At 46.8% G+C, this 13,342-nt stretch carries 10 protein-coding genes; 4 read left to right on the top strand and 6 right to left on the bottom strand.

Annotated elements, in window-relative coordinates; all coding sequences use genetic code 11:
• The first annotated feature begins 30 nt into the window (after positions 1–30).
• Entirely contained in the window at positions 31–1,527 is a 1,497-nt protein-coding gene (locus tag DZK30_RS04945; RefSeq protein ID WP_118972956.1) for a T9SS type A sorting domain-containing protein, read from the top strand.
• A gap of 147 nt (positions 1,528–1,674) precedes the next feature.
• Here the strand turns inward: DZK30_RS04945 and DZK30_RS04950 are convergent, their stop codons facing one another.
• From DZK30_RS04950 to DZK30_RS04965, 4 genes are all read right to left on the bottom strand, one after another.
• The gene (locus tag DZK30_RS04950) at positions 1,675–2,331 is read right to left on the bottom strand and encodes a TMEM175 family protein (RefSeq protein ID WP_118972957.1); all 657 of its coding nucleotides are present in this window, start codon (positions 2,329–2,331) and stop codon (positions 1,675–1,677) included.
• A gap of 534 nt (positions 2,332–2,865) precedes the next feature.
• Entirely contained in the window at positions 2,866–3,174 is a 309-nt protein-coding gene (locus DZK30_RS04955) for a response regulator (protein ID WP_205529361.1), read from the bottom strand.
• A gap of 335 nt (positions 3,175–3,509) precedes the next feature.
• Positions 3,510–4,142: a response regulator gene (locus DZK30_RS04960; RefSeq protein WP_118972959.1), complete on the bottom strand. Its 633-nt coding sequence runs from the start codon at positions 4,140–4,142 to the stop codon at positions 3,510–3,512.
• The gene (locus tag DZK30_RS04965; RefSeq protein WP_118972960.1) at positions 4,135–5,751 is read right to left on the bottom strand and encodes a tetratricopeptide repeat-containing sensor histidine kinase; all 1,617 of its coding nucleotides are present in this window, start codon (positions 5,749–5,751) and stop codon (positions 4,135–4,137) included. The genes DZK30_RS04960 and DZK30_RS04965 overlap by 8 nt, the downstream gene beginning before the upstream one ends.
• Before the next feature lie 735 nt (positions 5,752–6,486).
• Here DZK30_RS04965 and DZK30_RS04970 point away from each other — a divergent pair.
• Positions 6,487–6,957 carry a hypothetical protein gene (locus tag DZK30_RS04970; protein WP_162902844.1) on the top strand — a complete coding sequence of 157 codons (471 nt, stop codon included), beginning with the start codon at positions 6,487–6,489 and terminating at the stop codon, positions 6,955–6,957.
• Between the two features lie 166 nt (positions 6,958–7,123).
• On the top strand, positions 7,124–7,741 hold the full coding sequence (locus DZK30_RS04975; protein WP_118972962.1) for a hypothetical protein: 618 nt from the start codon (positions 7,124–7,126) through the stop codon (positions 7,739–7,741).
• 117 nt (positions 7,742–7,858) lie between these two features.
• Here DZK30_RS04975 and DZK30_RS25665 read toward each other — a convergent pair whose 3' ends face one another.
• A complete protein-coding gene (locus DZK30_RS25665; protein ID WP_162902845.1) occupies positions 7,859–8,029 on the bottom strand; it encodes a hypothetical protein in 171 nt (56 codons plus the stop codon).
• A 208-nt stretch (positions 8,030–8,237) separates the two neighbouring features.
• Here DZK30_RS25665 and porU point away from each other — a divergent pair, with 208 nt between their 5' ends.
• Positions 8,238–12,017 (top strand): type IX secretion system sortase PorU, encoded by a 3,780-nt coding sequence (gene porU / locus DZK30_RS04980; RefSeq protein ID WP_118972963.1) that lies wholly within the window; start codon positions 8,238–8,240, stop codon positions 12,015–12,017.
• Positions 12,018–12,291: 274 nt separating this feature from the next.
• On the opposite strand, the gene DZK30_RS04985 is transcribed toward porU, so the two are convergent.
• A complete protein-coding gene (locus tag DZK30_RS04985; RefSeq protein ID WP_118972964.1) occupies positions 12,292–13,305 on the bottom strand; it encodes an NAD-dependent epimerase/dehydratase family protein in 1,014 nt (337 codons plus the stop codon).
• Positions 13,306–13,342 lie beyond the last annotated feature (37 nt).

Raw genomic sequence — 13,342 nt, forward strand, 5'->3', positions numbered from 1 at the left:
CCCACATCTATTCATTTAAAAACAGCTAACATGAAACGACTTTTAATTTTCACCGTCTTCACTGCTATAGCAGCATCGGCACAGGCGCAGAACACTACTTATGGTGGTGGTAATGCACCTTATGTGCTCGATGGCGGCTACAACAGCGACTATTCGCCAGGGGGCACCGTGGTGCTGGCCGACGGCAGCGTGAGTCTGTCCAATAATGCCACTTATGAGCATGGCAATACCCTGCTGCAAAACAGCGGCGGCTGGACTTCCAGCAACAGCTTAGATCTCTTCCTGGCAGCAGGCAGCAATACCATTAGTGGTACCGTAGCACCTTTGTTCTTCAATACACAATTCAACATCGGTGCGGGTAATACTATGGCCATTACCAACACCCAGGGCATCAATATAGCCGGCAACCTGCAGTTCAGCAATGGTATCACTACTACGGTGAGGAGTAGTGCCCAGACCGGAGCCCTGCATTTTGCTGCCGGTGCAACCTATACCAACGGCACTACCGATGCCCAACATGTGGACGGTTATGTAAGCAAAAGCGGCACTACTGCCTTTATCTTCCCGGTAGGCAGCGCTACCGATATCCGGACGCTTGCTATTACGGCACCTGCCGCCATAGCAGAGATCAGTACAGCATGGTTTACGGGTAATCCGGGTACGGTTACCGACCCATCCGATGGCAGCACGCACAGTATTACCACTGTGGCCGCGCCGCTGGTCTCCGTCAGTGAAGCCGGCTTCTGGGACTGGGTACCTGTCAGCGGCAGCGATGACGGTATTGCCGTAACCGTATCTATACCCGATATCGGCGGCTTCGCCAGTGCTTCCGACCTGAGACTGGCCGGCTGGAATGGCAGTCAGTGGATCGACCTGAGCGGCAATGCCACAGCCACAGGTAATACGGAAGGCAGCATCCTGAGCGGTACGATACCGGTAGGGGGTAATATCACCGCTATTGCTATCGGCAGCCTCAGTACGCCGCTGCCGGTGCAGTTCAGCGCCTTTGCGGTAAAAGCAGAAGGTTGTGCTGTGCGTATCGCCTGGAGCACTGCAATGGAGCAGAACAACGATTACTTCCAGGTAGAACGTAGTGCGGACGGCCGCTTATTCAAAGAGATCGCACGGGTGGCGGGTGCTGTGAACAGCCATGAGACCCGGGAGTACACAGCAAATGACGCCCATCCGCTTAAAGGACTAGGCTATTACCGCGTGCAGCAGGTAGACCGGGATGGCAAGCGTAGCAGCACGGCCGTACAATCGGCTTATACCAGTTGCAACGGTGACGGAGAGATCAAGGTATTCCCCACCGCTACGAAAGATGTGGTGCAGGTACTTCTTCCTGCCGGCTATGAATCGGCGGTTGTGGACCTGGTGAACACACTGGGACAGAAGATGGCCGTTCCTATAGAAGGCGGCAATCTGTCGTACCGTATTCATGTGGATCAACTGGCATCGGCTATGTATCTCATCCGCGTCAGGAAAGGCACAGCGCTGCATTGCTATAAAGTGATCAGGGAAAATTAGTATGGACATATCTATGCCGGACCAGTAACCAGCATAGATTGGTTCAATGGCAGGGCGCACCGTAACAGGTGCGCCTTTTGCATTTTATGCAAGACCATTTGGTGACCGTTTTTTTGTTGTGGAAGGGTAATTCCTTGGTCTTTTGAATTACGATAAAGAAGCATTATCTACGCTTTCTGATTCATTTACCGGTTTCCGGTTATTCAGGAAAGCAAACGCATAATTAAGCTGTATGCCTATGATGACGGCAATACCCAGATAAGGATGAACGAGACAAAGTAATGTTCCGGACAGGTAGAGCATTTGCGCAACGGCGATTCTCTTTTTTATGGCCCTGGAAATAGCAACCTTATCCTCCGCTTCTATAAAATTGTGCCTTTCTGCATAGCGCCAGTTCACATAGAGCATCAATCCCAACAAGAAAATATTGAGCCAGTATATACCAATCGAAAGTTTATAATGGATATAGTCTCCCAGGAAAGCAGTAGTAAAAGGCAAAATGGATACGAACAAGAGAAACAAAAGATTAATCCAGTTTAGGTTCCTGTCGCTCTTTTCTATGAATTTATATTGCGCAGAGTGCCCCATCCAAAAGATGCCGGCAGTAAGGAAGCTGAGAAAATAAACCAGGAACTTTGGCATTAAGGCTAAGAATGTCAGCGCCAGATCTTTTTCGCTTCCTTTCACCTCAGGCACTTTGATCTCCAGCACCAGCAAAGTCATAGCTACGCCGAATACGGCATCACTGATCGCCACCAAACGGGCAGTATCCCGTCCCGCGAGCTTGTTGTAATTCGTTTTCATTTTTATTTGGTATTGAGCCGGTCGCTATAAAACGGCAGCAAGCAAAATGCTCACTACCGTTATGCGGGGATTATTCCCCGGTTTTCATGGAAACAGGCCAGGCGCCGGGGCGTAGCTGCCAGGCTCATTATCGTTTGTCATGATTGCGGTGGAGCAGCCCCCCAATTACAGGGGGACTGCTTTCTCTAACCAATGAACCAACGAAACTATCTTTATTTGTCTTTATAATCCTCCTGGATTGTAAAGACGGGGGATCTGACGATTTTATTAATGGAAAATAGTATGCAATTTGTTCCTTCCCGAAGTAAAGAGCCGTAATTCCTTATTGGTAGGAATAAGCGAAATGAAGACAAAAATAGGAACGCTCTTTTTTTTCGCCAATAAGCTCCGTACTATCTCAATGCCTGAACTCGGAAAGCTCAATAGTATTCTATAGTAGGCGCGCATGGATTATTTACAGATAACCCTGTTTTTGATAGCCTGTCTGACAAGCTATAGCAACCAACCTTATTTTTTTACGCTCTCAAAAAGCAATTAAATATTGCCGGGAAAAGCCCCGGCCGACGGGATCATTTCTAAGATCGCTTCCTGTATACGATCAATGGGTGCCTTTTTCGGGATGCAACAGTCAATCATATTCTCCTCCAACAACATCATTGTCTTCATGCCGGGCTGTAGTAAGCGGGCTTGCCGGATCAGGTCCAGGTTATGCCGTTCGCCGATCTTCCCGTCGCAGATCATCAGCGCTACCTTTTGTTTGCCCAGTACTTGCAAGCATTGTTGATGGGTATCTGCATAAACTAAGGCAGCATCAGGAAAGATACCCTGGATAATAAATGCCATTCCCCGGCGCATAATATCCATCCTGCTCAGAATTAAAAATGTTGGCATTGATGTACTTCATATTAAATTAAGTAACGGTGATATTTATCTTACTAAATTAATATCGCGATCACCGATCGCCGTAAAGTGTAGTAATACCCGACGAGATCGATTGTGTTACTACAATAAAATGCAGACGAGCGTCGGAAATCATATCAGCTATACCTATAGCATATTGAAAAGCTTGATTAGTGAGACAACAGCTGCGCTATAGCTCTTTGTATGCCCGCCGGCCCTGTATGCTTTACCTGTGCCGATAGATGCATATATACAATATGGTCTGTGAAATATACAAATCACTTTGTGCCAAAATTATTCACAGCCCATAGCAGCAGTGCATTTTTTTCCTGGGGCAGCGATAGTTTCTGAATAATGTTCCTTCGATGCGTTTCCACTGTTTTCTCACTGATAAACAATAAACTTCCTATTTCTTTGGAGGTGTACTGTGCCGCTACCAGTTCCAGTATCTTTTTTTCGGTAAACGTGAGCGTGGATATTTTATCATCTTCCGGCGTTGCGGTATTGTCCATGACCAGCATCCTGGTGAGCTCCGGGCTAAACCAGCATTCCCCTTTTTGAATAGCCATAAGACAGTTTTCCAATTCGTGGGTCGCAAACTCTTTTAATACATAACCTTTTGCACCCAGTTTTTGTGCATGCGTAAAGATGGACACCTCCTTGTGCATCGTCAGCAGAACGACCTTTGTAACTGACCTTTGCTGTTGCAATTTTTCCAGTATCTCTATGCCATTCATACCGGGCATGCTCATGTCAAGGATGGCGATGCCGGGCCGGTTACTCATAATACTATTGAAGGCCGAAATGCCATTGTTACAAAGATCAATAACCGGGTACCCAAGCGACTCAACAAAAGTCTTTGTGCCGATCAATGTGAACGGGTGGTCATCTGCGATAATCACGTTAGCCATGTTGTATGGGGATTTCAATGTGAATAGTGGTGCCGCTGTCGCCCGAGGTAATCCTGGCTTCGCCTCCCAGTGCCTTGCTTCGCTCTATAATGCTGTACAAGCCAAAGGCATGGCCATTTGATAGCGTTTCAGATACATCAAATCCTTTGCCATTATCTTTTATGGAAACAAGCAGTATATGGTCTTGTGGTGCCACAGCTATCTTGGCGGCATGCGCACAGGCATACTTTTCTATATTGGTGAGCGCCTCCTGGACAATGCGGTAGAGTTGCAGCTCGCCCCCGGGGCTCAGTTGTTTTTCATAGTCTATTTCCGTCATCACAAACAGCCGCTCGTCCCGCATATATCGTTCGCAAAGATTCTCTATACTTGGCTTCAGGCCTATCTTGTCGAGCATAACCGGGTGCAGGTTTCTGCTTATTTGCCTGATATCATTGATGATCCTGTCTATCTTTTCCTCCGAGGGGTCAATGCCGTTCTGAAGGGTGTTTTTTAACGTCAGCAGATCGTGGGTTATGCCGTCATGCAATTCACCAGCAATGCGACCACGCTCTTGCTCTATATTTTTTAAAAGCTGTCCCGTAAACTGTGTGTGCAGCAACTTTTCCCTTTTCAGCCGGTGTTGGCGCCGCACCAGAAAACCGGTTAATCCAAGTATTATGATAACAATAAATGATCCCGTAAGCAGGACAATAAAAAAGTTCTTTTCTTGAATTTGTTTCTCCTGGAGCAGCAGCTTTGTTTCCTTTTCTTTTGTCTGGTATTTTTTGTCGAGTGCAGTCATTTTTTCCAGATGCGCCCTGGTATCATATTGACGCGTCAGCGCTTCCAGTTTCCTCAGGTACAAGTAAGCATTTTTATAATCACCCATGGCGTAATAGGCCTGGACCATCATTTCATGCGCAAACAATTTGGATTTGGCTATCTCACAATCGTCGGCTGCTTTAATGGCGAGCCGGAATGACGTATCCATCCTGCCGGGTTGGCGCATAGCAGCATACAGCTGGATCTGCCTGCCATAGATAAGGGGGAGGTCACAGGGACTGGCAGTCTTGATTTGCTTAATGGCTTTCTGGTACTTTTCTTCTGCCGCGCTGTAATTTTTGTTGCGAAAAGATATATAGCCCTCCTGCACGAAAATTTTTGCCTGGTCAGACACGCTTAGGTCCTTGTAGTTGCTATTGGCCACGACCTTCATGATGCTGTCAGCGGCCTCATAATGCTGAAGGTTGAAAAGAATCATCGATTTCTGACAGGCAATGTTATGCTGATAATAATCCCTTCTCGCAGTGTTCAGGCCATAGGCCAACGCCGTGTCCAGGTAGCGTAAGGCAACAAGATCATCAAAGAGCCTTCTGTAGGTGAACGAGAGAAAAAGGAACCCATAGTAGCGGTCGTCGTTGCTCTTTGCTGTTGCCAGGAAATTCCGGATCGTTGTGATCGATTCGTCGTATTTAAACTCGTTATTGAGGTGATAGACATTTTGTTCCAGATCTTTTACATATTGTTGCTGACCCCTGGCTGGCATGCTGAACAGCAGTATCAGTAACAGCAAGAGGTTGCTGATACGGATATAGCGCACGGCTTTTTGCAGGTTGAGAACGAGCATGACGTCTGGTTGTATTGCGTGTAAAATTAATCATCACACCGAAGTATTGATCAAATACTGTTAATCTAAGGGGAAACCCTTAGGCGTGAATTGACGGCTAGTCTATCGCTTGTGGCCCGGCGCGGTTGAGGTTTCCACTGACGACTATGCCAGTATGGATTATTATTGCACATTGCAAAGTTGTCGATCCACCATCATTATATTCCTAAGGGTTTCCCTCTGGATTTGTATGCCTGCCGGATCAGAAAATATTTACCATAAATAAGTAGCAGCACTTTTTTCAAATACTGTCGGTTACAGAAGATAACCGGGAGCGGATTTTCTAACCATTGCGTGGATGATTTATAAAAGTTATCATAAACTTAATATGATTATTTATGATGCTTTTTCTGTGGATCAAAATCGTTGCTGCATGCATTATTGCGTCAATGTGCTCCGGCAAAAAAAACGATGACCACTTGTAATCCAATGCCGGTAGCACTTGTTTTTTGAAGCCATTGTTTAGGAGATTTTGAGATTTGCCATAAATTTACAGCAGACCCTGATAACACAATGCTGAAACAAAAACGCTAGCCTGACCACTTAGGTGAAGAAGACCGCTCATATCCATCGGGTACAGCTGAGCCGTCTCTCAATGCGCGCTATACTAAGGTAGCTTGTCCTTTTTCCAGCAATGAATAGGTGCGATGCCCTTCGGTTACAAGGACTGTGTTTAACATTAAATATTGGTTACCCATGCGCTATTTCATTTTATTAATCTTCGTGATGCTGTCATGCAATTCAGGAGTAGATGATTTTTATAAAACAAGTCACACAGAAGACATTGATGTATTACCGTTGATAAAGCCATATCGTCTTTGGACTCCAATTGCAAACTGGCCGGCCTGGGCCTTGGATTTTAAGAAACCGGTTAGCGTTGATACTGATCTGCACGTTTCTCAAATGCAGGTATGTGAAATTAATGTCAGCAATGGGATTATCTATGGACACTGTGCGCATCAAAGCAGCGCAATGAACAATTCTTATTTTGTGATTGTGCCGGACAGCAATGTCGAAAAAATATTTGGATCCAGAGAGGCATGGGATACATACCTGAGCGCGCGGAACGCTAATAGCGATGTTTTATATGACGTTAACGAAGTCTACACCAGATTTAATGAAAAAGGGTACAAAGAACTACCTTGGAACGCAGGTATAAAGCAGTAAAATAAAGACATTAGCTATTCACCACATTCAGGCCGGGATGACAGTTTGGCCTCAGGCGGATTAGCGTTCAGTTGTGAAGGTTCCTGCAGGCTTTTCCACCCGAACGGAAGCCGCCAACAGTGAGTAGCAATAGCAATTGACACACCACAATTATTTATAGCTTGACATGAAACACTTTTCAATTCTATACTTTCTTTTTTTCGGACATCTGGCTTTTGGGCAAAACCCAAACCTGTTACAATGCAAAAAATATTTTGACAAGGAACTGAAACAATGGACAAACAGTTTTAACCATTTTAGTTTGTCAGATTTTGAACTCGTCGACACTTTACACTTCGACAACAATTATGCGCAGGACTTCGGGTCATTAAAAGATTTCTTAGCCGTTTATAAACCTGTCATTACTTATTCGGTTGACAGCTTGAAATTTATTGACATCTATAGCTATCAATTAAGCCTTGAAAAGAAAAGGGATTATTATAAAGCAAGCCCGGATATAGATCAAGCAATATTGCTGTGCGACCTCAAAACAAAATATTGGAATAGAATTTTCTTCGGAACAAGTTCGCAAAAGATTGAAGAAGTCATATGGATTTCAAAGCAACAATTCATTTTAGCCGGTATAGCTGAGTCTGAAGACGACAAGAAGGAGCCAATAGTATTGTTGGGTGACGTAAATAAACAAACGCTTATGAAATATATTCAAACAAATAAGCAAACTTTCCAAAGCGGTAAAGGTTATTCATCATTAAAATTGAAACGAATAAAGATCAAAGGACTATAGCGCCACATGCTACCAGGCAACAGAAGGAACAATGATCTTTTACATCTTTAATCCGCAACAATAACGGGCTAACGGAACATAGCATACCGCCATGTCGCAAATACCCGATCCGGTCAGCTAAAGCATATAGAACCCGCTACTGGAGCGGGTTTTTGATTTAAGCCGGGATAGCTGGATCATATCATGTCCATTGCGCGCCCGCAGGCGCAGGTCGAACAGTTGCCGCATGGCGCTGTCTATATTGGTCGGCTCCTTACAATCGTAATCATGCAGGCGCCTCAGGTTCATTTTGCATTAGAGCCCTTTATCGCCCTCTGTCAAGGCCTTTTGCTCAAACGCCTCCATTAGTCGAAGGGTCCCGGAGTAAATTCCGCGCGGTCTGTAATGCCAGGATTTTCATTGATGTTTTTGCGGATAGACTTTTCGCCATACTACAGTCCGGTATTTTACGTTGTATAATACCCAGGATTGAAATTACTATCTTAAATTTTTCGTAATGATGAAATTTGTCCTATGTTTTTGGCTATTGGGCACTGTGCTCTTTTGTCTGTTTGCGCAACAAAAAGTAGTGATATCGCACCATACAGTTAATGATTACAATACCACTAAGGGTGTGGTGTCGGAGAAGCTCCTGCTGCAATACAACAGCACGCCGGTAGTAAAGCTGATCAATATACAGACGGAGCCTATAGCGGGTTTGCCGGCCGGCGCCCGTAGAACCGGCAGCTTTGAGCCGGACATCTTTACCGGTAAGGAGCGTAAGCGCACGATCGCTTTTGTGCAGATACCGGTATACCGTATCGTTGACGGACGAACCGAACGCCTGGTTTCCTTCGACCTGGAAGTGACCGAGACAGACGACGGTTCAAACAACATTGCTCAAAAGCCTACGGATGTGCCGCATTCGGTGCTGGCCTCAGGAACCTGGTACAAGATCGCCGTTCCTGCCAGGGGTATTTACAAGATCGACTACAATTTTCTGCAGAGCATGGGTATTAATCCGGCGGGCATCGATCCTGCCAATATCCGCGTCTACGGTAATGGTGGTACCGTACTGCCTGAAAAAGTAACCGACGACCAACCCGACGACCTGATCGAAAATGCCGTTTTGGTGCAAAGCACCGGGCACAGCTTTGCCCCCGGCGATTATGTGTTGTTCTATGCCAATGGTCCTACCCTCTGGAGCAAAGATTCGGTGAACCGGAGCTTTGATCATACCAGTAACTATTATGAGAACCGGAGCTATTATTTCGTGAATTTCGATCTTGGCCCGGGTAAACGTATTGCCAGCGAAGCGGCTACAGCTCCCGCCACGCTCAATGTTTCTGCCTTCGACGACTACTACCTGATCGACAGCGATAGCTTTAACCTGGGCTCTATAGGTAAAATGTGGTGGGGTTATAAGATGAACACTATAGGGACCACCAATCCCGCACAAAACCTGACTGTGAACCTGGGGCCGGCTATTGGCAAGATCAGGGTCAGATCCAATGTAGCCAATATCAATACAGCCAGCGGCAATAATCTCACCATGAGCTTCAACAATGTGGCCGTTAGAACATTCAAACTGGGCAAAGCGCCGGATGATGATATCCTCGTTTCCTCCGAAACGGCATCCGATTCGGTAAATGCGCCGGGTAGTGGCGGCCCTGTCTCCTTAAGGTTCCAGTATGTTCCCCAAGGCACCGGCGCTGCCTATATCGATTATGTACGGTTCAACTACCGCAGGCAGCCGGTATTCACTGGCCCCCAATTCGCGTTCAGGTCCTGGGAAAGTGCCAGCCTGCCGGCGGGCGAAAATGCATCTTATACGTTACAGAATGCCCCCGCTAACCTGAAAGTATGGGACATAACCAATCCACTCTCGCCGGTTAACCTGGAGGGCAGCGCCGGAAGTGGTCATTACACTTTTTCACGGGCCGGCAAAAGCCTCAAGGAATTTATTGCCTACGATGGCAGCCAGTTCAGCACGCCCGTCGCTATAGGTAACCTGGCCAATCAGGACCTGCACGGCATGGGACAGATCGACTTTCTCATCGTAACGCCAGGCGAGTTCAGACCGGCAGCTGAAGAGCTGGGCGGTTTTCATCGGCAGAAAGACGGAATATCCGTGGCTGTAGTGCCCCTGGATCAGATCTATAATGAATTTTCTTCGGGTAGTCAGGATATTGGCGGCATCCGCAACTTTATCCGTATGTTTTACAATCGTGCACAAAGCGATGGTAGTGATATGATACGGAATGTCCTTTTTATGGGTGCGGCTTCTTATGACTATAAGGATCGTCTCGGCTTCAACACCAATTTTGTACCCACCTACGAAACGTACAATAGCACATCAGGCAGCAAAGCGTACGCGTCCGATGACTTCTTCGCATTGCTGGATGAAAATGATGATATTAATGCCGATCCGCTATTGTTCCCAATGCTTCATATCGTAGACGTGGGCACCGGAAGGATACCGGCTTATACCGTGCAGGAAGCCCGGGACTATGTGAACAAGGTAAAACACTATACGAGCCCCGCCTCTTTCGGCCCCTGGAGAAATGTAGTCACCTATATTGCCGATGATCATGACAATAATGCGACTGAGAACAATGATAGGATGAACCACCTCGACGACTGCGAAACAGTGAACCATTACTTTTACGACTCGGCCAACGTGTACAATGTCTACAAGATATATTGTGATGCCTTAAGTGAGGTGAGCACACCGGCAGGTCCCCGTTACCCCGCCGCTAACCAGGCTACAGATGCCCAGATCAGCGTGGGTACCCTGCTGGCCTGCTATACGGGTCATGGCAGTCCCGAACGCTGGGCCCACGAAGCCATCCTTACCTCCGAAGATTATAATGCCTGGAAGAATAAAGATAAGCTACCTGTAATGGTTACAGCGACCTGCGATTTCGGCCGCTTCGATGATCCCGGGCAGCGTTCGGCCGGAGCCAAGCTGACCATAAGCGCGGAGAATGGCGCTATCGCTATGATCACCACTACGCAGGTAGTATACCCTGGGCCCAATAAGAGCCTGAATGGCGCTTATACTCATGCACAGTTTAGCAAAGACGCACAAGGAAAATGGCGCAACCTGGGTGAGGCCCTGCGCAAGGGGAAGGCTACCTTTATAAGTGATCCGGAGAACAACCATAAATATGCCGTACTAGGCGACCCTGCCCTCTACATTGCCCTGCCCGTGCACAAAGTGGTCACTGAAAAGCTCCAGGCGGAATACGACGGCAGCGCCTTCGATACAGACACGATCAAAGCCCTGGGCCGGTACGTTATCAGCGGCTTTGTGAAAGACCAGAACGATAATGTGCTGGACAACTTCAACGGTACTGTATATGTAACGATCTATGACAAGATGCGCAAGGTGCAGACGGTAAACCCTGATCCGAAAGCCACGTCCAGCTTTCCCTTACAGACCAATGTTATTGCTAAAATACAGGGCACAGTGACCAGCGGCCGCTTTAGGGCCAGGTTTATTGCACCCAAGGATATCAATTACGCCTATGGTAAAGGTAAGGTGAGCTACTATGCCAACAGCGATGTAACCGATGCCGCAGGCATCGACAGTGGCTATACGGTGGGCGGCTACAATGATAAGGCGGGCGAAGACAATGATGCGCCTATTGTACAACCCTTTATAGACGATGATAAATTCAGGAACGGTGGCGTAACCGGCCCCAATCCTACACTCTTTGTAAAGCTATACGACGACAACGGCTTCAACATCTCCGGAAGCTCCATCGGCCATAATATGGTGGCCATACTGGACGATGATGTACAGAATCCGATGCCCGTCAGCGCTTATTTCGGTACCGGGTCCGATGACTACCGGACGGGCTATATCCGCAATTTTCCGTTACGGAATCTCCCCGACGGCATGCACACCATCCGTGTAAAGGCGTGGGATGTGTATAACAACTCCGGGGAAGGAACGGTGGTTTTTGAGGTGAAGAACAAGGACAAAGGCTTTATCAGCGACCTCTACAACTATCCCAATCCGATGACCAACATCACCCATTTCGTATTCCAGCATAACCTGGAAAATGAAAATATGGATGTAAGTCTGGCCATCTATTCGGGATCCGGGCAGTTGGTTAAGGTAATTAAGCAGCACCTGACCACATCGGGCAATCGCACGGAAATAACCTGGGACGGCCTGGGCGAAGGTGGCGTACCTCTGGTGAAGGGCGTCTATTTTTACCGCCTGGATGCCAAAACGGCTAGAGGGATCACCGCGAAGGCCTATCAAAAGCTAGTATTGCTCCGTTAGCAGATTTGGGCCGGAAATAGAGCGGCAATGTCGCTAACGTACTAAAGATTGAATAAGTGCAAAAGGCTATAGCGACGAAGCCGTCAAAAGAGGATAGCTTTTTAGCGCTGTCATCTTCCGCTAGCATGGATAGGGGCAAGGTTGATGTCCCGGGATAAAGAAGGGACGAAGGCGTTTTGTAACTTCGTTTCTGCCAATCAACCAAAAGATTTTGCGGCCGGTGGGGCCCATGTGAGCAGCACTACCGATGCGCAACACGTTAATGGTTATGTCATCAGCCCAACCGATCCCTGTTTTCGCGTAAATATTGCATCGCTTCTTTTACGGCTTGTGTTGGATTTTTAGGGCTGAAACCCAATTCTGTTCTTGCCTTTGAGATGTCAAAATCCTGCTGCAGACCTGAAAACATGGCAATGTCCTTGGTGCTTAGCAAAGGTGCCTTTCCGCTAATCTTACTGCCGGCCTCCATCAACCAGGCAATTGCAAACAATATTGGTTTGGGTACAGTTGTTGGCAGTTTTATCTTTAGTTCCGGAAATAACTCCTGAGCAATTTTTGTGGTCTGCTTGATAGAGGTGCATTTCTCATTTGCCAGAATATAGCGTTCGCCAACTCTACCTTTTGTTGCCGCCAGATAACAACCTTCGGCAACGTCTTTTACATCAATCCAGTTCAGCGTGATGTTGGTTTCAACTGGTATTTGCTTTTTCAGAATCAAATCTATGATGTTGTATGATACGTTTAATGGCGCAAATGCTGTGCTGCCAATCATTGCCGATGGCAATACAGCCACCAATTCTATGTTGTGTTTTTTTGCCAACTCAAATGCCAGTTTTTCACCGTCGTTTTTCGAGTTGTAATACATATCCCTGCGGTCGGGATTGTATCCGTAATCTTCTTTTGTCGGAAGCGTGGAATAATTAAGCGCAGCAACAGAACTCACATACACCATCCGTATTACGCCCGCTTCCGCCGCGGCTTCAATCATGTTTTTTGTTCCCGACAAGTTTACTTCATAGATTTCTTTTTGGGGCTCTTTTGCCCAAAGTTTAAAAGCAGCACCAACCGCGTAAAAGGTTTCCACATTTTGCAAGGCATTCACCAAGGATTGTTTATCGGTGATGTCGGCTTGCACCACTTCGCAATTCAAGCCTGCAAATGGTTTTTTGTTTTTGATGTTGCGAACCGATGCCCGAACAGGAATGCCTTTTTCAATCAATAATCTTATTAGATTATTACCAAGGTGTCCGTTTGCACCGGTGACGAGAGCTAAATTTTTCTGTGCCATTCGAATTGATATTTTAAATGATGGCACAAAGTTGAAA

The organism is Taibaiella koreensis (assembly GCF_003545715.1).
GTDB lineage: Bacteria > Bacteroidota > Bacteroidia > Chitinophagales > Chitinophagaceae > Taibaiella > Taibaiella koreensis.

What these genes read in the sequence shown, in the direction of transcription:
- DZK30_RS04965 (WP_118972960.1), bottom strand. Translation starts at nt 5,751, where the DNA reads ATGCTCGTTCTCAACCTGCAAAAAGCCGTGCGCTATATCCGTATCAGC.
- DZK30_RS25665 (WP_162902845.1), bottom strand. Translation starts at nt 8,029, where the DNA reads ATGAACCTGAGGCGCCTGCATGATTACGATTGTAAGGAGCCGACCAAT.
- DZK30_RS04955 (WP_205529361.1), bottom strand. Translation starts at nt 3,174, where the DNA reads ATGGCATTTATTATCCAGGGTATCTTTCCTGATGCTGCCTTAGTTTAT.
- DZK30_RS04985 (WP_118972964.1), bottom strand. Translation starts at nt 13,305, where the DNA reads ATGGCACAGAAAAATTTAGCTCTCGTCACCGGTGCAAACGGACACCTT.
- porU (WP_118972963.1), top strand. Translation starts at nt 8,238, where the DNA reads ATGATGAAATTTGTCCTATGTTTTTGGCTATTGGGCACTGTGCTCTTT.
- DZK30_RS04970 (WP_162902844.1), top strand. Translation starts at nt 6,487, where the DNA reads ATGCGCTATTTCATTTTATTAATCTTCGTGATGCTGTCATGCAATTCA.
- DZK30_RS04975 (WP_118972962.1), top strand. Translation starts at nt 7,124, where the DNA reads ATGAAACACTTTTCAATTCTATACTTTCTTTTTTTCGGACATCTGGCT.
- DZK30_RS04960 (WP_118972959.1), bottom strand. Translation starts at nt 4,142, where the DNA reads ATGGCTAACGTGATTATCGCAGATGACCACCCGTTCACATTGATCGGC.
- DZK30_RS04950 (WP_118972957.1), bottom strand. Translation starts at nt 2,331, where the DNA reads ATGAAAACGAATTACAACAAGCTCGCGGGACGGGATACTGCCCGTTTG.
- DZK30_RS04945 (WP_118972956.1), top strand. Translation starts at nt 31, where the DNA reads ATGAAACGACTTTTAATTTTCACCGTCTTCACTGCTATAGCAGCATCG.